We start from the raw sequence: 25,547 nt of genomic DNA, 5'->3' as shown, positions 1-25,547 counted from the left end.
GTCTGAGGAAATGAGTTGCAAGGGATGAGGGCCGCTTCGCGGCCAAGCGGGAGCAAGCTCCCTTGCCACAAAGGAACAAGTCCTACACATTTTTCAGACGTCAAGATTGAACGTTCGTCGGATGGCGGGTTGCTATCACCGCAATTGCCTGCCGATATCAACACGGCTGCTACGCTTGGTCGTTGCAGTGTCCGAGCCTTATTCCCGCTCACGCTGCAAGGGTTATCACGGAGCGCGACATCCATTCCTGTCGGCAACCTGCACGGAGGCAGGCGATGGTGATCAAGAGCATGGCCGATCCAGCTGCGGCGGGGGTTCCCGAGCCGCCCGATCGGGAAGAAATCGAGCGAGTGCTGGCGCTGTTGCTGGTCAGCCCGTTGTTTGCCAAGTCCAGGCGCATGGGCAGTCTGTTGCGCTTTCTGGTCGAGCACGACCTTCAGGCTTGCAAAACGCCGCTGACCGAACACGCCATTGGCATCGCGGTGTTTCGTCGTGACCCGGCCGTTTATTGCACGGGCGACGATCCGGTGGTGCGAGTGCAGGTGGGGCGCTTGCGACGCAAACTCGCAGCGCATTACGCCGGCAACGGCCAGCAAGACCCGGTGCGTTTGTGCATTCCACCCGGGTGCTATCGCTTGTCCTATCAGCGGCTGCGGCCCAAGGGCGTCGGCACTCGCCATCCTGTGGTCCAGATCCAGCCGTTTACCTGCCTCACCCGCGATGGCGATGACTTTACCCGGGGCTTGTGCGAGGAGTTGAGCTGCCGGCTGTTCGAGTCGTTCGAGCAGGCGCAGACCGGGACCAATCATGTGTTGATGCGGGTGGCACGCAACGTCGAGCCGGTACTGAACTTCAAGCGTGGTGGGCGTTACAGCTATTGCCTGGAGGGCAGCGTGCGGGTCGAGCCTTCGCGGGTGCGAGCGTCATTGCGCCTGGTGGATGTGGCGCAGGGGCGGATTCGCTGGTCGGCGCAGTTCGATCGTGATCGACCCTATGGCATCGCCACCCAGGAGGACCTCGCGCAGTCGATCTGTCGCTCGCTGACGGGCTACTTCGCCACGGCGGGCAAAGAGGAGTGAAGGGGCAACCGCAAGGTTGCCCCGGCATGACGGTTACACGGTTTTCCACTGACCGCCTTCGTAAAGGCGAGCTGCGGTGTTATCGAACGTCAGGTCGATTTCGATCGCCTTGGAGCGTGAGGTACTGAACATGGTGCTGGTCTGTACGTTCTGTTCGAACCACACGAGGATGGTTTCCACCGGCGTCAGTACGGTATTGCCGGTGACGACCTGGTTTACGGCCACGTAGATTGGCGTACTGACCTGATTGCCATCGATGCCGGTGGACAACTGGTTGACCCCCGGATGAATCGGCGCGTAGTTGTTCACGAAAGTCAGGGACATGTCCGGGCCACCGGTAACCGCCGAACTCAACAGACCGTGCTCATCGAGTGTCGAGGTTTGCCCCAGGCCAATGTTGACGATGTTGGTCGAGACTTTGACTTGCACGTTTTCCTTGAACACGTTGGAGGCGAACAGTTGATACTGCGGCGTCCAGCTGAACTCGTTGTTACTCAGGTAAGCGTCATAGGACTGCCAGACCACGTTGTAGTCGGCGTTACCCACCTTCTTGGCAAAGCACAGCTTGTAGCCGGACTTCTTCAGCAGCGACAGGTCGCCGGCGGCGATTTCGATGGTGACGGTTTTTTGCGAAGCCGCCAGGGCCGACCTCAGTACCCGGCCGTAATCCGACGCCTTGAGTTGCGTTGCACCCATGATCGACTTGACGGCTTCTTGCACATCATTGTGAAGCTGCTGGCTCTGTTGGCTGACAGCGATTGATTTGCTCATGGTTTCCCTCTTCCTTGGTGGTGTGTTGGGCAAACAATGGGCTGCCGGCGCTTGGCGCTGCAGTCCATTGACGGCTTCACTCTAGGGGCGAGGGGCAGGGCGGCTAAGTGTCTTGGTGTTACAAGCGGGTATCGGGGTTGTATCAGGGGCTGAGTCAGCGGGGCAGATTTCGGCAAACACCTGCGAGGCTTCGAACGGATCAGCGTAGACGGTTTGACGGTGGGTGACTCGATGGAACCATCTTCGTCTATAACGTCTAAATTTCAGGGAATATTCCCCACCACGAAGGAATGAATCATGTTCAGGACTCGATCATTGATTGCGGCGGTTACTTGTTTGACGCTGGTCTGTGGCTCGGTGACGGCGCTGGCTGATCCCGGTAATGGCCAGGGTAGCGGGAAGGTCACCCATGGCAACCAAGGCAACAAGGGTCAGGGAAGCCAGGGCCAGGGCAACCAGGGCGGCCATGGCAACAAGAGCAAGAGTTCCGGCGGCGGTGGCGGTGGGGACTGGAGCAACGGCCCGAGCATCAACCGTGGCAGCGTGCTCGAGATCATTGGCGTGAACACAGGCTACTGGAGCCCAGGGCCCGATTTGCCACCGGGTATTCAAAAGAACCTTGCCCGGGGCAAACCGCTTCCACCCGGCATCGCCAAAAAACTCGATGGCCGACTGGTCGGCAGGCTGCCCCACTATGACGGCTACGAATGGCAGCAGGTCGGCACGGACCTGATCCTGGTTGCGCTGGCCACCGGGCTTGTCTATGAAATTCTTGACGGTGCGTTTGATTGACAGGGCAATGGCGGCCTTCGTGGCCTCAGTGCCGCTCTGGCCGAGGGCTACAGCGAGTTGAGGGATTTGCAGCCGTTTGTCGTGGTTCTTGAACTGTTGGGGAGATATCGCGTCATACATCACGCGATATCAACCTCCTATGGAAGCAATCATGCTTTTTAAAAACAAGAGTCTCGTTGCTGTAATGTCATGCGCCATGATGCTTGCAGCCGCCCCGTTACTCCCTGATGGCCTGTCGATCATGGGGTCGGCATACGCGAAGGACGGCGGCGGCGGTGGTGGCGGCGGAAACGGCGGCGGTGGCGGCGGTGGAAACGGCGGAGGCAATGGTGGCGGAAACGGTGGAGGCCACGGCGGCGGTATGGGCGGCGGACACGCCGGCACCGGCCACTCTGGCAGTAACGGCCGCGCTAACGGGCTGGACAGCGACCATGCCGGCAAATCCGTGCGCGACCGTGGCCTGAGCGGGAACCACTACGGTAATGAACGCAACGATGACAACGGTCATGGCACCACGACCTCAGGCCTCGCCCACTCCGATACCCGTGGTGTTGCCAAGGCCACGGCTATTTCGGCCTCGACGCCGGGTGAGCACAACACCAAAGGCTTGAGTAAGGCCGGGCTGTCGACTTCGAAAAAAACCCACTGAGTTCGCAGCCGTAGAGATCAGTTTCAGAGAAGCAAAAAACTCGCTGAGAGGCGTAATGCTGTTCACTTAAGGGGAGCAGCCTTACGGTCTACTGGAATTCGGGTCTTTGAAATGTTCACCGTCCTTGGCCTTGACGGCCTTGGGCGGTGATCCAGAAACAACCCACCAACACGTTTACTCAACTCCGCCAACTGTCTGCCTGTCACCGATGCGGGCCAAAAGATGATCAGTCATCCGTTTTTGGACGCAATTGTTCAAACGTCTGGCAACCTCATGAGCGGGCTCACTACGTGCTGGTCGCCCAGCATTGATCGACTGCCGAAAAGCTTTTCCTGCCCCCACTCAACTTCAAGACAAATGCCCTCATTTACTTAAAACAACAACTGGCGGGGCGCTCTGTGCCTATGACAATTTCGCGACGACATAGGGTTGGGTCCGAGAACACAACTCAAGCGTGGGTAGTGTGTAATACAGTTCAACCCTGGAGTCCAAATAAACAATCCCTGTAAACTTCATAACGTTCCAGGTTATTCCATTCAGGACGTTAGTCTCGTCCAAAGTAAAAGACCTGACAAAATGTCCTGTATCTTCAATATATAAATTAGCGATAAGTTCATCCCCCGGCTTCAGGTAGTCAGAGCCCGGGATGACAACGGTACAGCCGTTACTCATAAACCCTTGATCAACCTTCATTGCGAAGGCCTGCTTGATATATGCATAAGGCAACAAGGGTTCACACCGGTACACAATACTCTTGTTGTTGGTCGCCACGATCGATCTCCTTTCAATGTCAGACGGCATCAGTTGCAGGTCAGTTCATACCCGTACAACACGATGCTAATGACGGACGCGCCGTGTATCTACTGTCAGAAATTACAGGTAGGCGTGATTACCGATGAGCGGTCTGCGCAGGTCGGATCACCCATCATTGCGACAGGCATTTGATCGGCGACCACCGCGTATTTCGTTCCCGACCAGCACATCCCCAATAACCTGCCTCCCAGGTTGACCGCACAACAGGCATTACACGGACAGAAAACGAGCCACCCGGACACATCGCGCAGTGATTTGCGTGTGCAGGCGATTTGTCATGTTCAGCGCCATTTCAATGTAGATATTAGTCAGCCCAACGCGATTTCAATGAGGCTGCACTGTGTTCCAACGACTTGTGTGTTCGCTGTCTGTTTTGAGCCTGTCCATCGCTGCCGCCCAGGCGGCCGAGACTGTCCCCCTCAACACCCCACGCCTGAAGAGCATCGATAACTTGCGCGATGTCGCCGGTCTCACCACCGCGTACTCCACCGCCAATGACGGCACGATGCGTGGCGGGGTGTTTTACCGCTCCAACGCGCTGACGCCGTCGGCGGCGGATCTGGCGACCCTCAACGGCCTGGGCATCAAGGCGGTCTACGACCTGCGCACGCCCAGCGAGATCGCCGCCACACCCGACACGATGCCTACGGGCGCGACGTACACCAACATCGACATCATCGGCGGCTCCACGTCGGGCGCGAACATCACCAACATCGCGTTCCACAGCGCCGCCGAAGCCACTGCCATGATGCAGGACACCAACCGTGATTTCGTCCGCAACCCAGGGATGCGCAGCGAGTTCAACCAGCTGTTCAATGAGCTGGCCACGGTCGATGGCGCTGCGCTGTTCCACTGCACCGCCGGCAAGGACCGCACGGGCTGGACCGCCGCTGTGCTGCAAAGCATCGCCGGGGTCGACGATGCCACCATCATGAGCAACTACCTGGCGACCAACGACTACACCGCCGCGCGCATTAAGGCGACCCTGGCGGCGTTGCCACCGAGCCTGGCGACCATCTATGGGCCGCTGATCGGTGTTGAGGCCAGTTACCTGCAAGCCGGCCTGGACGAGGTGACCGCGCAATACGGCACCATGGATAACTACCTCAAGGAAGGCCTGGGCCTGTCCCAGGAAACCATCTACGTGCTGCGCGGCAAGATGGTGTTCTACAACAGCCTGCCGGGCGCGGCGGACCTGGTCGGCAACGCCGCGGCGGGCGCGCAGTTGTTGCAGCAACTGCAGAGCAGCAACCTGTCGGGCACCTACAGCGCCTACAACTACTACCTGCAGTCGGCCATCGATGCCCGCAGCCTCGGGGGCGTGGAGTCCACCGTCGGCGGTCAGGTGCATGCCGACGCCGCCAGCTACCTGCTGCGCCAGGGTGCGATGATCGAAAAGGCTAGCGCGCCGTTCACCAGCGGCATCGACCTCAAGACCGGGCAATATCGCCTGTGGAGCACCGCGCTGGCGGGGTATCTGGGCACCGACGGTTCGTCCCAGGCTTCCAGCAGCAACGAGCATAGCCAGGGCATGATGATCGGCCTGACCCAGCGCTTTTCCGAACAATTCAGCGCCCATGCCGGGTTCGGCTACAGCAGCGGCAATGTCGGTGGCGCAGGTGGCGAGGCCGATACCGACCTGACCTTCTTCAGCGTCGGCGCACGCTTCGCGCCGAACGGCCTGGAGCGCGGCCTGTTTGTGGATGCCGATGCCAGCGCCGGCTACCTCGATTACGAGAGCAAGCGCGAACTCGGCGGCGGTCTGGGCACGGCCAAGGGTGACAGCCATGGCAACCTCACCGGCGCGACCCTGGCGCTCGGTTACCGTGTGCCGGTGAACGGCGTGACCCTCGAGCCGAGCCTCGGCGTGCGGATCAGCCACATCAACCTGTCGGGCTTCCAGGAAAAAGGCAGCGAACTGGCGCTGGACGTCGACGGCATCCACCAGACCCGCAAGAGCGCGGTGGCCAACCTCAACGCATCCTTTGCACCTGTCAGCCTCGGTGCCTGGCAAGTGGTGCCAGGCGTGCAAGTGGGCTACGAGCATGTGTTGGGCGACCCTGAAGTCGACAGCGAAGGGCAACTGCTGGGCCTGGACATCGAACAGCAAGCCGCCTTCGACAACCGTGACCAGTTCAGCGGTGGCGTCAACGTCATGGCCAACCTTGGCCCGTGGAGCGTGGGGGCAGAAATCGGCGCCAGCGGTGGCGGCGACAGTCACGGCTTCAATGGCGGGCTGAAGGCCAGTTATCTGTTCTGACGGAGCACCATTCACTGGAGATCCTTGTGGGAGCGAGCCTGCTCGCGATGGCGGAGTGTCAGTCAACATGGATGTTGGATGTGATGACTTATTCGCGAGCAGGCTCGCTGCCACATTGGCTCATTGCTATACCTGAACCCCCGAGGGTTCAGGTATAGCTGAACTCATTGGCCGCGTTCGCAGGCCCTTTCTCACATCTGCGGGACTGATGCCGTAGGCATTCTGGAAATACTGGCAAAACCGCCCGACATTGCTGAAGCCGTGTTGCAGGGCCACGTCTGTCACCGAAGGCGACACCCCCTGGGACAGCGCGGCAAAGGCGCGCTCCAGGCGTACCTGCCGTTGATAGGCGACGATCGAAGTGCCCATGAAACGCTGAAAACCTTCCTGCAATGCGCGCAGGCTGACGTTGGTCAACTGCGCCAGTTCCGTGCCGCTGGCCAGGTGGTCGGGATGCGCCTGAATGTACTCGACGGCCAGCTTCACATGCCGTGGCGCTATCAGTGGGGAAGGGCGCCGCAGGGCTTCGGTGAAGTTGTGCGGCCAGGCTTCCAGCACCGCATCGACCAGCATTTCGCGAAGGCGCGAAGGCATCAGCGAACCCGTGTTGATCAGCAGGTCGAACTCGGTGCCCGTGGCCAGTTCAATCAACGCACGGATGCCCTGCAAGGCCGCCACATTCAGATCCACCACCGGCTCGAAATGCACCTTTTGCAGGATAGGTTTGCCCAACAGAGCCGACAGGCGCTCGGTGATCAGGCGGCGGCTGATCGAAATCCCGTGTTGTGCGTGGTTGTCGACAAAGCGCGTCGAGCGGACTTCGGCCTTGTCGATCGCCAGGCCTATTTGTGCGAAGCCGACCGACTCGGTGACGTGGTTGAAGATGATCTTGCCGGCGGTGGGAATGACGAAGGTGATTTCATCAAGGGGGGCGGGAAACGCCACCGTGAAATCACCGCGATAGTGCATGCGACGAAAACTGACACCTTCGTGCCGGCCATAGACCCCGCCAATGATGATGTTTTTCGGCGGCGGTGGAGAGTCTGAATAGAGGTTGCCGAACAGGTTCGAGAACAACGCGCCAAAGTCGTCGCAGCTCATGTCGTTGGACCTGATGATGATTTGCTTGCGCGTCGTGCTTGCGTACACCTGAAGTGGCACCTTGAGCGGATGGGCAAAGCCCTGGTACAGGAAACTGGGCGATCGGAGATCGAGCGGAAGCGGTTCGGGAAAGCGTTTGGACGTTATCAGTGAGTAATGACAGGTTTGTTACTGGTTGTTGCCGCGGGTCCCGTTTCCGTTCACCCGACGCCACCGCTCGCACCGGACAACCGGTGGCGCGAGCGGTACTGGCCTGCAAGGGGCGCGGCTATTTCACCGGCTCTGTTGCCTTGATATCCCCGCAAAAGATATCGACGTTGCCATCGGTCGCAGCCGTTCGCACGACCACCGAATACTTGCCGTCAACCAGGGTTTGCAACGGCACAGGCGCGGTTCTGGTAAAAGTCCAGCCGCGTACGGGTTGGGCTTCGGTGTTGACGGTGTCGTTCATCGCGTAGGCGACTGACCCGGGTTGCTCGCAGGTGCCGTTATTGATGAACGAGTAAAGGCGCAGGGGCAGGGTAACCCCCATTGGAGCACCGCTGATGAAGAAACTGAGCCCGGTTTTCTTGTCCCAGTCGGTCAAGGTGACGGTGCCGATCTGACCGGCGTTTTGCCGGGTGGCGGCCAGGTTGACGTTTACGCCGTGGGTCGATGAAGTGGTGCAGCCGAAAAGGCTTGCCGCAACCATGAGTGCTGCCAGTGAGGTTTTGAGCTTCATTGCCAAACTCCTGAGTTGAAGAACTGCAATGGGGAGAATTAGCGGGTATAGCTCATTTATCGCTTTCATGACGTCGTCCATATAAGGCTTTTCATTTTTTAGTGGTGATGGTGGGGTATCTATCTCCTTCGCCAGCCATGTGGCGGCGTAGCCGTGCAAACCCGCTACATTTGTAACTGGTCGAGTCTGCATGGATTGCCTGCCGGCACACGCGCTTCGATGCCAATGAAGGTTTGCAAGGGGGGCGCGTGCAGTTAAAGGATTGTGCGGTCAGTTGAGCCCACTCATCATCTGCGTGGAAGATTTGCCACTGGAGTGACTGATGAACCAACAAGGCGGCCATCCGCAAGAGCGGATTACAGGCACTCCACAGCGGGGAACCTTGCGCAGCCTGTTGATCCCGGAGTGGCTCGACAACTACCGGCCAGACTGGCTGCGCAGCGATGTGGTCGCCGGGCTGACGGCAGCGGCGGTGGTCATTCCCAAGGCGCTGGCGTACGCCACCATTGCCGGCCTGCCGGTGCAAGTCGGGTTGTACACGGCGCTGGTGCCGATGGTGATCTATGCCGTGCTCGGCACGTCGCGCCCGCTTAGTGTCAGCACCACAACCACCCTGGCCATTCTCGCCGGCTCCGCGTTGGGCCAGATCAGCCCTGATGGCGATGCGGCGACCTTGCTCGCCGGCTCCGCCACGCTGGCCCTGATGGTGGGCGCGATCCTGATCGTTGCAGGGTTGCTGCGCCTGGGCTTCGTCGCCAATTTCATTTCCGAACCGGTGCTGGTGGGTTTCAAGGCCGGCATCGGCGTGGTCATCGTGCTCGACCAGTTGCCCAAGCTATTGGGCACGCACATCGACAAAGGCGGCTTCCTGCACAACCTGGTGGCCACGGTCCAGAGCGTCGGCCATGCTTCGCTGCCGACCGTGGCGGTCGGTGTGTTCATGGTCCTGCTGCTGGTGGGCATGAAACGTTTTACGCCAAGGCTGCCCGCACCCTTGATTGCGGTGGCGCTTGGCATCATCGGCATGAGCCTGTTTGGCCTGGAGCGCTTTGGTGTGTCCGCCGTCGGTGTGGTGCCGATCGGATTGCCTGCGCCGACCCTGCCGGTCTGGTCGATGGTCGAGACCCTGTGGTCCTCGGCGATGGGTATCGCGTTGATGAGTTTCACCGAAACCATCGCGGCGGGGCGCGCTTTCGCCCGCAGTGACGAGCCCGCGCCACAACCGAACCGGGAGCTGCTGGCCACGGGCGTCGCCAACATCGGTGGCGCGTTTCTCGGGGCCATGGTCGCCGGTGGCGGGACCACCCAGACAGCGGTGAACCGCCTGGCCGGCGCCCGTTCGCAACTGGCCGCACTGGTCACCGCTGCACTGGCACTGGGTACTTGCCTGCTGCTGGCACCGCTCATTGGCCTGATGCCCAATGCCACGCTCGCCGCCGTGGTGATCGTGTATTCGGTGGGCCTGATCGAACCGGCGGAATTTCGCGAGATCCTGTCGGTTCGCCGTACCGAATTTGCCTGGGCCGTGGTGGCCATGATCGGCGTGATACTGCTGGGCACGCTGCAAGGGATCGTCGTGGCGATCATCGTCTCGTTGCTGGCCCTGGCCTATCAGGTCTCGGACCCGCCCGTGCATGTCCTGGGACGCAAGCCCGGCACCAACGTCTATCGCCCGCAGGCCACCGACCACGCAGACGACGAACACTTTGACGGGCTGCTGTTGCTCAGGCCCGAAGGGCGGGTGTTCTTCGCCAATGCCGAGCGCATCGCCGACAAGATCCGGCCGCTGATTGACGAGGCGAACCCCAAGGTTGTGGTCCTGGACCTGCGCAGTGTGTTCGACCTGGAATACACCGCGTTGAAAATGCTCACCGGGGCGGAGCAGCAACTGCAGGAAAAAGGCATTTCATTGTGGCTGGTGGGCATGAGCCCGAGCGTATGGGAGATGGTCATCAAGGCCCCCCTGGGCCATGCGCTGGGCGAGGCGCGCATGTTCCTGAACCTGGAACTGGCGGTTGAACATTATCAGCGCAGTCGACGCTGAATGAACGCGGCCGGGGGCACTCCGGACGCTATGTGACGCATTGAAGGAGTTAACGGGCATGGCGAAGAAGAAGGCGGCAAGCAAAAGCAAACCGGTTGAAAGCGGCAAGCTCAAGAACAAGGTGTATCTCGAGGAACTGGCGCGGCTGCATGTCGAGATGGTCAAGCTGCAGGAGTGGGTGCAGCACACGGGCGCGAAGGTTTGCATTATCTTCGAGGGCCGTGATGGCGCCGGCAAGGGCGGGACCATCAAGGCGCTGACCGAGCGGGTCAGTCCGCGGCTGTTCCGGGTGGTGGCGTTGCCGGCACCGACCGAGCGGGAAAAAAGCCAGATGTATGTGCAACGCTATCTGCCGCACCTGCCGGCGGCTGGCGAAGTGGTGATCTTCGATCGCAGCTGGTACAACCGCGCCGGTGTGGAGCGGGTCATGGGCTTTTGCAGCGAAGAACAGGTGCGCAATTTTCTCACCTCGGTGCCGCGCGTCGAGCAGGCACTGGTCGAATCGGGAATCATCCTGATCAAGTACTGGCTTGAAGTAAGCCAGGAGGAACAGACCCGACGCCTCAAGGAGCGCATCACTGACGGGCGCAAGATCTGGAAGCTGTCGCCCATGGACCTCAAGTCCTATAACCGCTGGTACGACTACTCCCGTGCCCGGGACGACATGTTCGAGGCCACCGACACCGATTTTGCACCGTGGCGGGTCGCCAACTCGAATGACAAGCGCCGGGCGCGGCTGAACATCATCAGCGATGTGTTGGGCAGTATTCCTTATGAGGAAGTACCGCGGGCAAAAGTGAAACTGCCCAAGCGCCAAAGTCCCGGCAACTATCGGGATCCGAACTATCCGTTCAAGTTCATCGCGGAAAAATTCTAGACCGATGCATCGGGCAGGAGCCGGCCCACGCCAACTCCTGCTGCATGCCATCAGGCCTTGATCACGTACCCATACGCCCGGGTACGACCGCCTTCCTGCTTCAGGTACACCCCCTGCAACTCCGGCGTGAAACCGGGCAAGCGGTTGATGCCTTCTTCCAGCGCCAGGAAGTACTTGAGCACCGCGCCGCCCCAGATTTCCCCCGGTACCACGCACAAGACGCCTGGCGGATAAGGCAGCGCGCCCTCGGCGGCAATGCGCCCGTCGGCCTGCGCCAGCGCCACCAGTTCGACGTTGCCGCGGATGTACTCGATTTGCGCCTGTTGCGGGTTCATGGCCTTTTTCGGGAAGTGTTCCTTGCGGAACATGTCCTTCTGCAGTTGCTGCACGTTGTGGTGGCGATACAGGTCGTGCATTTCCTGGCAGAGCTGGCGAATGGTGTAGTTGCGGTAGCGTTCCTGATGCTGCGCGTAGATCGCCGGTAGCACCCGGCTCATCGGCGCGTCATCGCTGATGAATCGTTCGAAACGGGCGATTTGCGCCGCCAGGTGGGTCATCTTCGCCCAGTCTTCGGCCGGGGTGAGCAGGAACAGGATCGAGTTGAGGTCGCATTTTTCCGGGACGATGCCGTTCTCGCGCAGGAAGTTGGCGAGGATGCCGGCGTGAATGCCGAAGTCGGTGTAGCTGCCGTCCACCGGGTCGATGCCCGGCGTGGTGAACAGCAACTTGCACGGATCGATGAAGTACTGCTTCTCGGCGTAGCCGGCAAAGGCGTGCCAGCGGTCCTTGGGGTGGAACTCGAAGAAGCGGATGTCGTTGGCGATTTCTTCCGTCGGATAGTCTTCCCACGCCCGCCCTTCAATAGCGTGCGGCACGAACGGGCGGACCAGGGTGCAGGCTTCGAGGATCAACTTGCGCGCTTCGATGCCGAACTTCACGCAGTCTTCCCACAGGCGCAGGCCGCTGCGGCCCGAATGAATGCGCGCGTTGACATCCAGCGAGGCGAACAACGGGTAGAACGGGCTGGTGGAGGCCTGGGCCATGAACGCGTTGTTGAGCCGGTGGTGGTTGCAATAGCGCGCCTGGCCTTTGATGTGGCGGTCCTTCTTGTGCACCTGGGAAGCCTGGGAAAAACCGGCCTGCTGCTTGTGCACCGACTGGGTGACGAAGATGCCCGGGTCGTTCTCGTTGAGATCGAGCAGCAGCGGCGAGCAGTCCTTCATCATTGGGATGAACTGCTCGTAGCCGACCCATGCCGAGTCGAACAGGATGTAGTCACACAGCTGGCCGATGCGGTCGACCACTTGCCGGGCGTTGTAGATGGTGCCGTCGTAGGTGCCCAGCTGAATGATCGCCAGGCGGAACGGCCGCGGCTGTTGCGCCTTGTCCGGGGCGACCTCGGCGATGAGTTCGCGCAGGTAGTCTTCTTCAAAACAGTGGGCGTCGATGCCGCCGATGAAGCCGTAGGGGTTGCGCGCGGTTTCCAGGTACACCGGCGTGGCACCGGCCTGCAGCAGCGCGCCCTGGTGGTTGGACTTGTGGTTGTTGCGGTCGAACAGCACCAGGTCGCCGGGGGTCAACAGGGCGTTGGTCACCACCTTGTTCGAAGCCGAGGTGCCGTTGAGCACGAAGTAGGTCTTGTCGGCGTTGAACACTTGCGCGGCGTGTTTCTGCGCCAGCAGCGCCGGGCCTTCGTGGATCAACAGGTCGCCAAGCTTGACGTCGGCGTTGCACATGTCGGCGCGAAACAGCGTCTCGCCGAAGAAGTCGAAAAACTGCCGCCCGGCCGGGTGCTTGCGAAAGAACTGACCGCCCTGGTGGCCTGGGCAGGCGAAGGTGGCGTTGGCGGATTCGGTGTAGTGTTTGAGGGCATCGAAGAACGGTGGCAGCAGGCTTGCTTCGTAGGCCTTGGCGGCGGTCTCCAGTTGGTTGCCGTGGTATTCGATGTTGCTGGGCGACAGGTCGAAGATGCCGTTCACTTGCAGCAGCACGTCGTTGAGGTGTTTGTAGACTTCTCGGGGGTGGGTGCTGGTGCCGGGGGACGCCACCAGGAAGATTGGAATATCAAAACCGGTGCGCTGAATGACGTCGAGGGATCCGGCCAACACATCATTGACCGACACCACGGCCACGGCGACGTCGGTGAAGTCGGTGTGACCGAGCGGGACCACCTCCCGAGCGTTCAGGAAACATTCAGATGCGCCTTCACTGGCGGCGATTTTCAGGGCTTTCATCGGTGGTGTCTCCTGGCGGGCACTCAATTGTCCGCAGCTTTTTTAGAGATCAACTTCCGGGAGAGCCTTCCAGTTCCCCTGCTCGGAAATCGGGTCACCACTGGTTATAGAGCATATTCCTGATCTGTCAGGCTTTTGACCGCGACCTTGCACATCTTGACGTGTGACGCCTCACGCCCTGTCGGTCAGGCGTGTACCAGCGCAATGGTGAACGAGACCACGATCATGCAGGCAAAAGCAAAATTGATATTCATGAGGTTTCCATCCGAAACATGAGTGACGGCGCCATCTTGAACAGGTCACGGGAAAATAAAAAATTCGGCGTAATGATTTGAAAGATCGAAAAAAATGATACTTGGCCGGTTCGTTTCACCCGGATCAGCGAAACCGACGAGGTGAAAACCCATCTGGCGCAACTGGCCGCGCAACGGGTACAGGGCGGTCAGATCGTGGTGTTCGATTCCGGCACCACCACTTTGCAGCCGCGTGCACACGCTGATCACCGAACGGCATGTGGCGTCAGGCAATGTCGAGGACTACCGGGCGCTGGGGGTTGAGGTGGTGCAGGCTTGAGTAGGTCTTTGTGGGAGCGAGCTTGCTCGCGATGACGTACTTTCAGCCGACATCATTACTGAATGACACACCGCTTTCGCGAGCAGGCTCGCTCCTGCAAGGGGTGTTTGCCGGCCTTGATGTTTGAGGTCGACATCGATCCCTGTGGGAGCGAGCCTGCTCGCGAAGAGGCCAGTACAAACAACATCCATGTTGAATGTATTGGCCAGTAACCTCAGCGCAATCGCTCCAGCATCTGGTAGTACCACATGCCCGCGGCGAGCATCGGGTTGCCCAGCAGGTCGCCCATGGGTACGCGGATGTGCTGGCAGGCGGCGAAGGTGTCGAACTGCTGCATTTGTCCTGTGATCGCGCGGCCCATGATTTCACCCATGATGTGGGTGGTGGCGATGCCGTGGCCGGAGTAGCCCTGGCAATACCAGACGTTGTCCGAGAGCTTGCCCAGTTGCGGAATGCGGTTGATCACGATGCCCATCGCGCAGCTCCACTGGTAGTCGATGGCCACGCCCTTGAGCGCCGGGAAGGTTTGCTCGATGCATGGGCGCAGTTCGGCGGCGATGTCGCGTGAATCCTTGCCGCTGTAGTTGGCGCCGCCACCGAACAACAGGCGACCGTCGGCGGTGAGGCGGTAGTAGTCGAGTACGAAACGGCAGTCGTAGACCGCCAGGTCCTCGGGGTTGATCTGTCTGGCCAGATCGCCCAGCGGCGCGGTGGTGACGATGCCGCCCATGGCCGGGAAAATCTTGCCCTTGAGCTTGCCTGGTTCCAGCTTGTGGTAGACGTCGCCGGCCAGCAGTACCTGGTTGGCGTCGATCTGCCCGTGGGCGGTGCGTATACCCGGCATGTCGCCATGGATGATCTCAAGCACCTCGCTGTTCTCGAAGATTAACGCACCCAGGCTCTCGGCTGCGCGGGCCTCGCCGATGCACAGGTTCAACGGATGCAGGTGCATGTTGCGGGTGTTCTTGATCGCGCCGTGGTAGAGGTCGCTTTGCAGCAGGTCACGCACCTGGCTGCGGTCGAGCAGGCTGACCTCGTCGCCCATGCCACGGTGCACCGCCTCTTCGTAATCCTTGCGCAAGCCGACCATGTGCGCGGGTTTGTACGCCGCGTGCAGGTGACCCTGCTTGAGATCGCAGGCGATGCCGTATTTTTCCACGCGCTGCCGGATGATCTGGTGCCCGCGCCAGCGCAGGTTCCAGATGAAATCGTCGACTTCATCCCCGATGCTGCGGCGCATCTGTTTGCGCATGGCTTCGTCGCCCGACAGGCTGCCGGTGACCTGGCCTCCATTGCGCCCGGTGGCGCCCCAACCGATCTTGTGGCTTTCGACGATGGCGACCTTCAGGCCTTTTTCCGCCAGCTCGACGGCGCTGGCCACGCCGGTGAAACCACCGCCGATGATCACCACGTCAACCCGGTGCCGGCCTTGCAGCGTCGGGTAATCGGTGTCCTGGTTGAGGGTGGCGGTGTAATAGGAATTGCAACGTTGAGTCATGTCGGTGTCCACGCAAATTTGGGAGAACCCAATGCCAGCCAGTCGAAGTGCGCAACCTGGAGGAGCGAGCCTGCTCGCGAATGCGGAGTGTCATTCACCGTTGATGTCGAATGACACTCCGCTATCGCGAGCAGGCTCGCTCCCACAGGGATGGCATACGCTGAGCAAACGCAGGGATAGCGAAGGAGGGGGCTCGCCGATCAGGCGAGCAGGGCGCTATCCGGCGGACGTGCGGAGTGACGCAATTTGGAGCGGCGCAGGGCCATGGGCAGATTGACAATACGCTTCATGCGCGTGTTTCCGGCTGCGGACAACGTTGGAGGCCGAAGCCTCCGGGGATGCTGGATAGTAGGGGGTCGCCCTTCAACCTGCAAGGTGAATCCCGAGGCCGATCAACCCGCAGCCGATCAACACCTCGATCACCCCGCGCTTGAACCGAAGCAAGGCAATGCCCGCCACAATCGCGATCAGCAGCGAAGGCCAGTCCAGTGCTCCTTCGAAGCCTTTGGGCCACAGCACGTGGTAACCAAAGAAACAGGCCAGATTGAGAATCACGCCGACCACGGCGGCCGTAATGGCCGTCAGCGGCGCGGTGAACTTGAGTTCGTTGTGCGTCGATTCCACCAATGGCCCGCCGGCGAGGATGAACAGGAACGAAGGCAGGAAGGTGAACCAGGTCACCAGCGTGGCGGCCACGGCACCGGCGACAAACGCTTGATCCGGCCCGAAGACCTGAAGCACGTAGGCGCCGATGAACCCGACGAAGGCGACGACCATGATCAACGGACCCGGGGTGGTTTCACCAAGCGCCAGGCCGTCGATCATCTGCGTCGGCGTCAGCCATCCATAGTGACCGACCGCGCCCTGATAGACATACGGCAGCACCGCGTAGGCGCCGCCAAAGGTCAGCAGCGCGGCCTTGGTGAAGAACCAGGCCATCTGGGTCAGCGTGCCTTCCCAGCCGAACAGTACGGTGAGCATGGCCATGGGCAGTGTCCACAAGATCGCACCGATCACGGCCAGGCGCGCCAGTTTCCAGGCGCTGAAACGGGCGTGTCCGGGGGTTGGGGTGTCATCGTCGATCACGGCCGGACCGAAGGACTTCTTCGCCGCGCTGTGGCCACCGGTCCTGAATTTTTCCGGCGCCAGGCGTCCACCGAAAAAGCCGATGACCGCCGCGCCGAGCACGATCAGCGGAAACGGCATATTGAGCACGAAGATGGCCACGAAGGACGCGGCGGCGATGCCCCATAACCAGCCGTTTTTCAGCGCCCGCGAGCCGATCCGGTGAGCCGCCTGCACCACGATTGCCGTGACCGCGGGCTTGATCCCGTAGAACAGTCCGGCGACCACGGGCACTTCGCCAAACGCGATGTACACCCAGGACAGCGCAATCAGGATGAACAGCGACGGCAACACAAACAGCACGCCAGCGATCACGCCGCCCCAGGTCCGGTGCATCAGCCAGCCGATGTAGGTCGCCAACTGCTGAGCCTCGGGCCCGGGCAGCAACATGCAGTAGTTGAGGGCATGCAGAAAACGCCGCTCGGAGATCCAGCGCCGGCGCTCGACCAGCTCCTGGTGCATGATCGAAATCTGCCCCGCCGGCCCGCCGAAACTGATGAAGCCAAGCTTGAGCCAGAATAGAAAGGCTTCGCGCAGGCTGATGGACCGTGGCTGCGGCACATCCTGTTGGGTAATTGGGGAGGGCGTGGGGCTCAAGCAGAAATTCCTTGTGTAGAGGAGCTTTGAGCCAACGACTGTAGCTATGCCGGAGCGCGTTGCATAGCCGCCTGAGTGGAAGTGCCGGACGGCTGCACCGTGGAAATGGGCGACACCGCTCCGACAGGCTCCAGCTCTGGCGGCAACTCCGTCACGCCCTGCGCAGCCAGCACATCATGCTCGATGTTGCGCACGATGGCATCGGTTGGCAGGTCGTTTTCATCGCGGCCGAAGGGCTCTTCCAGCCCAGGGGTTCAGCCATGGCGAAGGGCAAAAGGATGCAGAACAGGTTCTCACGATCATGGTTTTCAGCCGCCCGTCATGTTCATGAAGCGAACAACCTGGACATCGTCGTTCACTTCGAAGTTGTGTCGATAAGGCTTGAGTTTCATCGCCTCGATAATGGCTGTTTCCAGGCGTTCGGGCTGTCCGGGATGGCTGCGCAGGACAGCCTTGAGATCCACCGAGTGTTCATTGCCCAGGCACAGCAGCAGACGTCCTTCCACGGTCAGCCGCACCCGATTGCAGGTGCCGCAAAAGTTGTGGCTGTGGGGCGAGATGAAGCCCAGGCGAATCTGCGGAGCCTCGGCCAGGCGCCAGTAGCGCGATGGCCCCTGGGTCGACTCGGCGGAATCAATCAAGGTGTAGCGTTCGGCGATGCGTTCGCGGACCTGGCTGCTTGCGAAAAACGATTCGGCGCGGCTGTGTTCATCGATGGTGCCCAGCGGCATTTCCTCGATGAAGGAGATGTCGAGATTGCGGTCGATGGCGAAGTTCACCAGATCATTGATCTCATGGTCGTTGCGGCCCTTCATCACCACGCAGTTGAGCTTGGTATTGCGAAATCCTGCCCGGTTGGCGGCGTCGATGCCCTTGATCACTTGCGCCAGATCACCGGTGCGGGTCAGTTCGCGAAAACGTTGCGGGTCCAGGCAGTCGAGGCTGATGTTGAGGCGCTTGACCCCGGCGTCGAACAACGGCTCGGCCAGTTTTTCCAGCTGCGAACCGTTGGTGGTCATGCACAGTTCACGCAGGCCGGGCAGGGCGGCGATCTTCTCGCACAGCTGCACCACGCCCGGACGGATCAGCGGCTCGCCCCCGGTCAGGCGGATCTTGCGGGTGCCCAGCGCCACGAAGCTTTGTGCCAGTTGATAGATCTCTTCCAGGGTCAGCACCCGTTGGCGCGGCAGAAACTGCATGTCCTCGGCCATGCAATACACGCAACGGAAATCGCAGCGGTCGGTGACCGACATCCGCAGATAATCCACGCGCCGGGAGAAGCCATCGATCAAGACTCGTTCGGACATGATTTTTTCTCTAGGCACCGAAAAATCTGTAGGAGCGAGCCTGCTCGCGATGGTCGTTAACGATTACGCGCGGTTTCTGGTTGAACGCGGTGTCCTTGGGGCCATCGTCGGATCGCCGCCCGGAGCAGGCTCGCTCCTACAGTTACGAATTCCGTTATTTGCGGATTTGTTGAGCGCAGGCTAAGAGTAGCTTCGAGAGGTGTCCAATCACTATTAATAACCGATTGATCGACCGGCTCTATGATGAACTTAATTTGGCTTTAAAAATTGCTTTTGGTTAATTCAAGCTGCTGAAAATAAAGGAAAAACCATGATGGAGCAGATTTTTCCCTGGGCAGGCGGTGTGATTTTCTCCAAAACGGAGCGCCACCGCGCATGCCGACAATCAAACCTATCGGGATGCTTGTCATGTTGTCACCGTAAAGAAACTTGCCAAATTGCTCACTGGGCCCCAAACATCGCCGTCCAGTAGATCCCCGCATCGCTCTTCGGATCATTCGCATAGGCCGCGCCCAATTCGTTGAACTGCGGGTTCATCAGGTTGGCGCAATGACCGGGGCTGGTCAGCCAGCCTTCGACCACTTTGCGTACGCTGTCTTGCCCGGCGGCGATGTTTTCGCCGATCTGCTGGAAGTTGTAGCCGGCCAGTTCCGCGCGGTCGCCCGGGGTGCGGCCGTCGCGGTCCTTGTGGTCGAAGAAGTTGTTGTTGGCCATGGCGCGCGAGTGGGTTTCGGCGGCGGTGGCCAGCGTGGCGTTCCAGGCCAGCGGCGCGGTCGCATTGAAAGACTGGGTGCCGCATTGACGCGGCTTGGCCCGTGCTGCGTTGAGTTCGATGAGCAGCTTCTGGCCCTCGGTCTGCCAGTCGCCCAGGCGTGCGCTCAATAACGGTCGTGCCACGACGATGCGCCACTGATTGTCCTGGCGGCTGACGCCGACGTCGACGAATTGCGGGTCGAGGACGATCTGGCAAAAGCTCTCCTGGATCGCCTTCATCGCCGACGCCGCATCACGAGGCCCGGACAGGCTGATGGCCTGCACATTTTTCATGGGATAACCGGCAGTGGCCATGGCCTGCTGCAGATTACCGATGCTCGGGGCGGTCAGCACCAGGCGCGGGTCGGCCGACAGCGGTGGAAGCTCCGATGAAACCTGGCCTGCACAGCGCTGCAGTTGGCTGCGGTAGACATTGATCGATTCGATCAATTGCGTTTCGTCGGCCGCCACGACGTTGGCGGCGAATACCAGGCCCAGTGACACACCGGCCAAACGCATTGCGGATGAGATGAAACCCATGAATATCCCCTTGAGCAGATTGCGCCCATGATGCGCGAAGTTGGCCCAGCTAAGACAACGGATTTATCCAGAGTGTAGTGGGGTGGGCGAAATCATTTCACTACTAGACTCAATTGAACCACTCACCGAGTGACACCGACCATGCGCCTCGACTGGATCGCCACCTGCTTCGCACTGACGTTGCTTGCTGGCCCGGTATCCGCTACGGATCAAGCGCAAAAGCAGCAAGCGGCCGAGAACAAGGCCGAAGTGCTGGAACAGAAAGCCGCCGAGAGCAACAGCCCCGCACCGGCGCCCAAGGCCGAAGCCATTACCCCGTCCGAAGTCCAGGCCGTCGACCCGGTCGGCACCGCGCCGCTGGACGATGCAATCACCTGCCTGGCCCGGTCCATTTACTGGGAAGCCAAGGGCAAGGACGCCGCCGACATGGAGGCGGTGGCCAATGTGGTCATGAATCGCCTGGGCCACGAAGGTTTTCCGGACACGGTATGCAAAGTGGTCAAACAGGGTTCGCAGACCCAGAGTTGCCAGTTCTCCTGGTGGTGCGACGGCAAATCCGATTCGGTCCAGGAAGAGGTGCCTTACGCGATGGCCAAGGAAATCGCGCGCAAGGCCCTGAACAAGGAACTGCCGGATCGCACCAACGGTGCCCTGTATTTCCATGATCGTACGGTCAAGCCGGATTGGGCCAGGCAATACATCAAGACCGTGGATATCGGTTTGTTCCGGTTTTACAAACCCCATGGCGGATCGGCCAGATAGCCGCGGTGTTTTCGGCCGGATATTTTATTTTTCCGAGGTAGTGCCAGGCGTTATCCAAACTGAAATGTGCCTGTTTTATAAGCTTCATAACGCAACCGTGCGCGAATGAAGCCATAAACAGGGACTACACATGAAGTTGACGAGGGTCCGGATCAGTAACCTCGCGTCGATCGCGGCGCAGTCGCCGGCGCGTTTCCCATGACCGTCCTGGTCACCGGTGCGGCCGGTTTCATCGGCTTTCATACGGTCAAGCGCTTGTGCCGCGAGGGTCAGGAGGTCGTCGGTATCGACAACCTCAACGACTACTACGACGTGGAACTCAAGCACGCACGCCTCAAGGTGCTGGAGACGCTGCCGGGTTTTCGTTTCCGGAAAATGGACATCGTCGACAAAACGGCCCTGATGAGCCTGTTTCAGGAACACGCCTTTACCGAGGTGGTGCACCTGGCCGCCCAGGCCGGAGTGCGCTATTCGCTGGACAACCCGGATATCTATGGGCAATCGAACCTGGTGGGTTTCCTCAATGTGCTCGAAGCCTGTCGGCACCATCGCTCCGAGCACCTGATCTACGCCTCGAGCAGTTCGGTGTACGGCGCCAACAGCAAGCTGCCATTCAGTGTCGAGGACCCTGTCGAACATCCCGTTTCGCTGTATGCCGCCAGCAAGCGTGCCAATGAACTGCTGGCCGAAAGTTACTGCCATTTGTATGGCCTGAAAGCCAGTGGCCTGCGCTTTTTTACCGTCTACGGCCCGTGGGGGCGCCCGGACATGGCGCTGTTCAAGTTTACCGACGCCATTCTCAAAGGCCTGCCCATCGACATTTACAACCAGGGGCAGATGTCCCGCGACTTTACCTGTGTCGACGACATTGTCGAAGGCATCGCCCGACTGCGCCCAAAGCCTCCGGTGCCGGAAGGATCTGCCGCCGGGGTCAACCGGCTGTTCAACATCGGTCGCGGCATGCCGGTGGCGTTGCTGGATTTCGTCGAGTGCCTGGAATCAGCCCTGGACCTGCAAGCCCGGCGCAACTACCTGCCGATGCAGGCCGGAGATGTGGTCAAGACCTGGGCCGATGTCTCGGCGCTGGCCGAGTGGGTGGGCTTCAGCCCGCAGGTGACGCTGGAAACCGGCGTCAGAGCATTTGTGAAGTGGTATCGGCAGTTCTACCGGATTTGAAGCGTTCGCCTCTGATCTCGAAAAAATCAAAAAAGGCGAGAGAGACCCCATGAGCCAAGACATTTTTGTATCCGTACTGATTCCCGCCAGGAACGAAGCGAACAACCTCAAGCCGCTACTGGAGGAAATCCGCGTGGCGCTGGCCGATGAATCCTACGAAATCATCGTGGTCGACGACGGCAGCACCGATTCGACCCTGCAGGAACTGCGGCAGATTCGTCAAAACGGCCTGAACACCTTGCGTATCCTGCATCACGAGCGGTCGCTGGGGCAGAGCACCTCGCTGTATCACGCGGCACGGGAGGCTCGCGGGCAGTGGCTGGCGACCCTCGATGGCGACGGTCAGAACGATCCGGCGGACATTCCCGGCATGCTCGCGCTGGTGCGCGGCGAGCCAGGCAAGGTCGACGTGCAACTGGTGGCCGGGCACCGGGTCAATCGCCGCGACACCGCGAGCAAACGCTACGCCTCGCGGTTCGCCAACAACCTGCGCCGGCGCCTGCTCAAGGACGCCACCCCGGACACCGGTTGCGGCCTGAAGCTGATCGAGCGCGCGGCGTTCTTGCGGCTGCCGTACTTCGACCACATGCATCGCTATATTCCGGCGCTGATCCAGCGCCATAACGGACGCATGATCGTGCACCCGGTCAACCACCGGCCGCGCACGGCCGGGGTGTCGAAATACGGCAATCTCGACCGCGCGCTGGTCGGCATTCTTGACCTGATCGGTGTCTGGTGGCTGATCAAACGCACGCGCCTGAACACCCACGCCCAGGAGCTCGAAGGATGATTTTGACCCGTGAAACCCTGTGGTTGCTGGTCGGCTTTGCCGGGCAGGCTGCCTTTACCGGGCGGTTTGTCTTGCAGTGGTTGTACAGCGAGTACAAGAAACGCAGCGTGATCCCGACCAACTTCTGGTACCTGAGCATCGTCGGCAGCACCTTGTTGCTCGCCTACGCCATATACCGCCAGGACCCGGTGTTCATCGTTGGGCAGGCCTTTGGCTCCCTCGTCTATTTTCGCAACCTGCAATTGATTGCCAAAAGCAGAAGCGCAAAGGAATAAGCCATGCGTAGATCGTTGTCGCCCAGGGTCGAGTGCCTGGGGGTGATGCTGCTTGCCCTGTTGCTGATCGGCGCGGGAATGGGCCTGCGTCAGGCGCAGAATGTGGATGAAGAACGTTTCCTCGGTGTCGCACTGGAGATGTTGCAGAACGGCTCGTGGCTGATCCCGCATCGGGCCGCCGAGATCTACGGCGACAAACCGCCGATTTTCATGTGGGCGGTGGCGTTCTTCACCTGGCTGACCGGTAAGCCCAACATCGCCCTTTATATCCCGGGACTGTTTTCGGCGGTGACGGTCACGGCGATGGTCTATGACCTGGGCCGTCGCCTGTGGACCCAGCGTACCGGGCGCAACGCCGCGTTGTTGTACCTGGCGACGTACCAGACCTACAGCATTCTGCGCACCGGTCAGATCGACAGTTTGTTGATTCTGTTCACCTCCCTGGGCCTGTACGGTCTGGCGCGACACCTGCTACTTGGACCTGCATGGCGCTGGTTTTACGCCGGCTGCGCGGCCATGGGCATTGGCGTGATCACCAAAGGCGTGGGTTTTCTGCCGGCGTTGTTGCTGATTCCTTATGCCTATGGGATGCGCAAGGACTGGCCTGGTGTGGTGGCCATGCCCGGTGAAGCACGCAAGTGGTTGCTCGGGTTAGTAGTGATGCTCGCGGCGATTGCGATCTGGCTGCTGCCCCTGGCCTTGTCCATCATCGTTGATGGCAGCGCAGACGAAGTGGCCTATGCGCGGGAGATCCTCCTGCGTCAGACCGCCGGCCGCTATGCCGCTGCGTGGCATCACCGCGAACCGTTCTGGTATTTCTTCACCAACGTGATTCCGCAGTACTGGCTGCCGTTGGTGCTGGTGTTGCCATGGCTGGTGCCGGCCTGGCGCCGTCAGCTACAAAAACGCGACGGCCGGGTGTTGGTCTTGCTCGGCTGGGTGGTGCTGGTGGTGCTGTTCTTCTGCATCAGCACGGGCAAGCGCAAGTTGTACATCTACCCGGCACTGCCCGGGCTGGTGCTGGTCGCCGCGCCGTTGATCCCGTGGCTGCTCAAGCGCTGGTTCAAACGGCTCCCGGGTTTGCGTCGGGTGTTCCCGGCACTGGCGGCGGCCTGGTTCGTGCTGTGGTTCGCCCGTGGTTTCATCGAACCGCTCAAGGACGGCACCAACGTTGATCAGGTGCTCATGACCCAGGCGGCGACCATGACTCAGGGCGCCGATCTGGTGCTGGTCAACTGGGAGGAGGGGCACTGGTTGTTCGCCCGGCAGCCGATCGTACATTTCGGCATGGACAATTCGACCATCGAAAAGGCCGCGCTGTACCTGCGCGAACACCCCAAGGCCTACGCTTTGGTGCCGGATGACGTACTCAGGCAGTGCTTCAAGCCCGAAGCGGCCCGTGAACTGGGGGAAAACGCCCGGGCGAACTGGTCGATCGTGGGCGCGGATGCCGACAACGGCAAATGCCTGCCGCAAGAGGCCGGTAGAGCCTATCGGTTTACCTGGAATGACCCGCACATGCCATCGGCACCAGTACAGGTAGCCAATCCCTGAGGGGACTTGTAGGAGCCGGCTTGCCGGCGATGGACTCAAATGCGCCGCGTTTATCCAGCTTACGTGCGTTATCGTTAACGACCATCGCTGGCAAGCCAGCTCCTACAAGAGACCGCGTTTGAGTCGAATATGAAGTGACTTCCAAACCAGTCTTCGTTCGTCGCCTGTCACTGACTGGCGTCCAGCACCACGCGGTAGCGCGCCTTGCCACTGCGCAAATGATCGACGGCCTCGTTGATGCGGCTCATGGGAAACATCTCGACCTGCGGCAGGATCTGATGGCGGGCGCAGAACTCCAGCATCATCGCGGTGTTGGCGGGTGAGCCGACCGGTGAGGCGGACAAGACTTTTTGCTGGGGAATCAGATTGAACACATGCACCGGTATGGCATCGGGCACGACGCCGACAAAGTGCAGGCGACCCTTGCCGCGCAGGGTGGCGAGCATGGCGGTCCAGTCGAGGTTGGCGTTGGCGGTGACCAGCAGGAAATCCAGGGTGCCGGCAATGGCATTAAGCGCATCGGTGTCGGTCGAGGCGACCACCTTGTGCGCGCCCAGACGCCTGGCTTCGTCCTGCTTGCTCAGCGATGAGGTGAACGCCGTGACTTCGCAACCCCAGGCGTTGAGGAAACGCAGCGCCAGGTGACCGAGACCGCCGATGCCCACCACGCCGACCCGGTCGGTGGGCTTGATGCCGAACTCCACCAGCGGATTGAACACGGTGGAACCTGCACAGAACAACGGCCCGGCCATTGCCGGATCGAGCCCGGCCGGGATCGGCAGGGCCCAGGCCCAGTGCGAACGAATGCGGTCGGCAAAGCCGCCGTTGCTGCCGATGATGGTCGGTTGCACGGTGCGACACAGGTTATGCGAGCCTTCGATGCACGACGTGCAATGCATGCAACTGCCCTTGTACCAACCGATGCCCACCCGTTGCCCCATTTCCAGACCGCGAACCTGGTCGCCCAGGCGCACGATACGGCCGACCACCTCGTGGCCAGGGATGAACGGGTAGTGGCTGATGCCCCAATCGTTGTCGATCAGCGACTGGTCGGAGTGGCAGACGCCGCAGTATTCCACGGCGACTTCTACCTCATCGTTGCCCAGCGAACCGGGGTCGTAGCTGTAGCGTTCCAGTGGCGCGCCTGCTGCCGTGGCGGCCCAGCCGGTAAAGGTGGTGAGTTCGCTGCTGTCGCTCATGGGATACCTCCAGATCAGAAGTCAGGGGTCTTGGCCGCTACGGTGCAGCGGCGGAGC

22 protein-coding genes and 3 pseudogenes are annotated in these 25,547 nt (G+C 60.6%); 12 read left to right on the top strand and 13 right to left on the bottom strand.

What is annotated here, in order from left to right:
* Positions 1-275: 275 nt before the first annotated feature.
* Complete coding sequence (locus tag ACM6J5_RS15630; RefSeq protein ID WP_150673288.1) at positions 276-1,079, top strand: hypothetical protein; 804 nt, start codon at positions 276-278, stop codon at positions 1,077-1,079.
* A gap of 33 nt (positions 1,080-1,112) precedes the next feature.
* Here ACM6J5_RS15630 and ACM6J5_RS15625 read toward each other — a convergent pair whose 3' ends face one another.
* A complete protein-coding gene (locus ACM6J5_RS15625) occupies positions 1,113-1,850 on the bottom strand; it encodes a hypothetical protein (RefSeq protein WP_095946149.1) in 738 nt (245 codons plus the stop codon).
* Between the two features lie 297 nt (positions 1,851-2,147).
* On the opposite strand from ACM6J5_RS15625, the gene ACM6J5_RS15620 reads away from it, so the two are divergent.
* Both ACM6J5_RS15620 and ACM6J5_RS15615 read left to right on the top strand, forming a co-directional pair.
* A complete protein-coding gene (locus tag ACM6J5_RS15620; protein ID WP_095946148.1) occupies positions 2,148-2,642 on the top strand; it encodes an anti-virulence regulator CigR family protein in 495 nt (164 codons plus the stop codon).
* A 151-nt stretch (positions 2,643-2,793) separates the two neighbouring features.
* Positions 2,794-3,291: a hypothetical protein gene (locus ACM6J5_RS15615; protein ID WP_414928896.1), complete on the top strand. Its 498-nt coding sequence runs from the start codon at positions 2,794-2,796 to the stop codon at positions 3,289-3,291.
* 62 nt (positions 3,292-3,353) lie between these two features.
* Here ACM6J5_RS15615 and ACM6J5_RS15610 read toward each other — a convergent pair.
* Together ACM6J5_RS15610 and ACM6J5_RS15605 are read right to left on the bottom strand one after the other, a co-directional pair.
* Positions 3,354-3,500, bottom strand: a pseudogene (locus tag ACM6J5_RS15610) (IS4 family transposase); the annotation flags it as partial.
* A 193-nt stretch (positions 3,501-3,693) separates the two neighbouring features.
* Positions 3,694-4,062, bottom strand: coding sequence for a hypothetical protein (locus tag ACM6J5_RS15605; RefSeq protein ID WP_414928895.1), 369 nt, complete (start codon positions 4,060-4,062; stop codon positions 3,694-3,696).
* 382 nt (positions 4,063-4,444) lie between these two features.
* On the opposite strand from ACM6J5_RS15605, the gene ACM6J5_RS15600 reads away from it, so the two are divergent.
* Positions 4,445-6,364, top strand: a complete 1,920-nt coding sequence (locus tag ACM6J5_RS15600; protein WP_414928894.1) for a tyrosine-protein phosphatase — start codon at positions 4,445-4,447, stop codon at positions 6,362-6,364.
* Positions 6,365-6,490: 126 nt separating this feature from the next.
* Here the strand turns inward: ACM6J5_RS15600 and ACM6J5_RS15595 are convergent, their stop codons facing one another.
* Both ACM6J5_RS15595 and ACM6J5_RS15590 read right to left on the bottom strand, forming a co-directional pair.
* Positions 6,491-7,465: a helix-turn-helix transcriptional regulator gene (locus tag ACM6J5_RS15595; protein ID WP_414928893.1), complete on the bottom strand. Its 975-nt coding sequence runs from the start codon at positions 7,463-7,465 to the stop codon at positions 6,491-6,493.
* 268 nt (positions 7,466-7,733) lie between these two features.
* Positions 7,734-8,186, bottom strand: a complete 453-nt coding sequence (locus ACM6J5_RS15590) for a hypothetical protein (RefSeq protein ID WP_095945721.1) — start codon at positions 8,184-8,186, stop codon at positions 7,734-7,736.
* Between the two features lie 322 nt (positions 8,187-8,508).
* Between ACM6J5_RS15590 and ACM6J5_RS15585 the strand changes: the two genes are divergently transcribed.
* Both ACM6J5_RS15585 and ppk2 read left to right on the top strand, forming a co-directional pair.
* Complete coding sequence (locus ACM6J5_RS15585; RefSeq protein ID WP_095945720.1) at positions 8,509-10,230, top strand: SulP family inorganic anion transporter; 1,722 nt, start codon at positions 8,509-8,511, stop codon at positions 10,228-10,230.
* A 58-nt stretch (positions 10,231-10,288) separates the two neighbouring features.
* Entirely contained in the window at positions 10,289-11,107 is an 819-nt protein-coding gene (gene ppk2, locus ACM6J5_RS15580) for a polyphosphate kinase 2 (protein ID WP_095945719.1), read from the top strand.
* A gap of 50 nt (positions 11,108-11,157) precedes the next feature.
* On the opposite strand, the gene speF is transcribed toward ppk2, so the two are convergent.
* A complete protein-coding gene (speF, locus tag ACM6J5_RS15575) occupies positions 11,158-13,341 on the bottom strand; it encodes an ornithine decarboxylase SpeF (protein ID WP_095945718.1) in 2,184 nt (727 codons plus the stop codon).
* Between the two features lie 350 nt (positions 13,342-13,691).
* On the opposite strand from speF, the pseudogene ACM6J5_RS15570 reads away from it, so the two are divergent.
* Positions 13,692-13,823, top strand: a pseudogene (locus ACM6J5_RS15570) (DeoR/GlpR transcriptional regulator); the annotation flags it as partial.
* A 305-nt stretch (positions 13,824-14,128) separates the two neighbouring features.
* On the opposite strand, the gene ACM6J5_RS15565 reads toward ACM6J5_RS15570, so the two are convergent.
* The 6 genes and pseudogenes from ACM6J5_RS15565 to ACM6J5_RS15540 form a co-directional block, all read right to left on the bottom strand.
* Positions 14,129-15,412, bottom strand: coding sequence for an NAD(P)/FAD-dependent oxidoreductase (locus ACM6J5_RS15565; RefSeq protein ID WP_095945717.1), 1,284 nt, complete (start codon positions 15,410-15,412; stop codon positions 14,129-14,131).
* 363 nt (positions 15,413-15,775) lie between these two features.
* A complete protein-coding gene (chrA, locus tag ACM6J5_RS15560) occupies positions 15,776-17,134 on the bottom strand; it encodes a chromate efflux transporter (RefSeq protein WP_414928892.1) in 1,359 nt (452 codons plus the stop codon).
* A 113-nt stretch (positions 17,135-17,247) separates the two neighbouring features.
* A pseudogene (locus ACM6J5_RS15555) lies at positions 17,248-17,373 on the bottom strand (bestrophin); the annotation flags it as partial.
* A gap of 69 nt (positions 17,374-17,442) precedes the next feature.
* Positions 17,443-18,441 carry a GTP 3',8-cyclase MoaA gene (moaA, locus tag ACM6J5_RS15550; protein WP_414928891.1) on the bottom strand — a complete coding sequence of 333 codons (999 nt, stop codon included), beginning with the start codon at positions 18,439-18,441 and terminating at the stop codon, positions 17,443-17,445.
* Between the two features lie 260 nt (positions 18,442-18,701).
* On the bottom strand, positions 18,702-18,851 hold the full coding sequence (locus ACM6J5_RS15545; protein ID WP_414928890.1) for a hypothetical protein: 150 nt from the start codon (positions 18,849-18,851) through the stop codon (positions 18,702-18,704).
* A 31-nt stretch (positions 18,852-18,882) separates the two neighbouring features.
* Complete coding sequence (locus tag ACM6J5_RS15540; protein WP_095945713.1) at positions 18,883-19,734, bottom strand: CAP domain-containing protein; 852 nt, start codon at positions 19,732-19,734, stop codon at positions 18,883-18,885.
* Between the two features lie 141 nt (positions 19,735-19,875).
* On the opposite strand from ACM6J5_RS15540, the gene ACM6J5_RS15535 reads away from it, so the two are divergent.
* The 5 genes from ACM6J5_RS15535 (at position 19,876) to ACM6J5_RS15515 (ending at position 24,291) form a co-directional block, all read left to right on the top strand.
* Complete coding sequence (locus ACM6J5_RS15535; RefSeq protein ID WP_095945712.1) at positions 19,876-20,496, top strand: cell wall hydrolase; 621 nt, start codon at positions 19,876-19,878, stop codon at positions 20,494-20,496.
* A 198-nt stretch (positions 20,497-20,694) separates the two neighbouring features.
* Entirely contained in the window at positions 20,695-21,672 is a 978-nt protein-coding gene (locus ACM6J5_RS15530) for an NAD-dependent epimerase (RefSeq protein WP_414928889.1), read from the top strand.
* A gap of 49 nt (positions 21,673-21,721) precedes the next feature.
* Positions 21,722-22,462, top strand: a complete 741-nt coding sequence (locus ACM6J5_RS15525) for a glycosyltransferase family 2 protein (RefSeq protein WP_095945710.1) — start codon at positions 21,722-21,724, stop codon at positions 22,460-22,462.
* Complete coding sequence (locus ACM6J5_RS15520) at positions 22,459-22,737, top strand: lipid-A-disaccharide synthase N-terminal domain-containing protein (protein ID WP_095945709.1); 279 nt, start codon at positions 22,459-22,461, stop codon at positions 22,735-22,737. The genes ACM6J5_RS15525 and ACM6J5_RS15520 overlap by 4 nt, the downstream gene beginning before the upstream one ends.
* Positions 22,738-22,740: 3 nt before the next feature.
* On the top strand, positions 22,741-24,291 hold the full coding sequence (locus tag ACM6J5_RS15515; protein ID WP_414928888.1) for an ArnT family glycosyltransferase: 1,551 nt from the start codon (positions 22,741-22,743) through the stop codon (positions 24,289-24,291).
* 167 nt (positions 24,292-24,458) lie between these two features.
* Here ACM6J5_RS15515 and ahr read toward each other — a convergent pair whose 3' ends face one another.
* Positions 24,459-25,490, bottom strand: a complete 1,032-nt coding sequence (ahr, locus tag ACM6J5_RS15510; protein ID WP_414928887.1) for an NADPH-dependent aldehyde reductase Ahr — start codon at positions 25,488-25,490, stop codon at positions 24,459-24,461.
* Between the last annotated feature and the right edge of the window lie 57 nt (positions 25,491-25,547).

It is taken from the genome of Pseudomonas sp. IT-P74 (assembly GCF_949768175.1).
GTDB lineage: Bacteria > Pseudomonadota > Gammaproteobacteria > Pseudomonadales > Pseudomonadaceae > Aquipseudomonas.
Note: the sequence above shows the minus strand (reverse complement) of the source record. Positions and strands in the feature narration are given on the sequence as shown.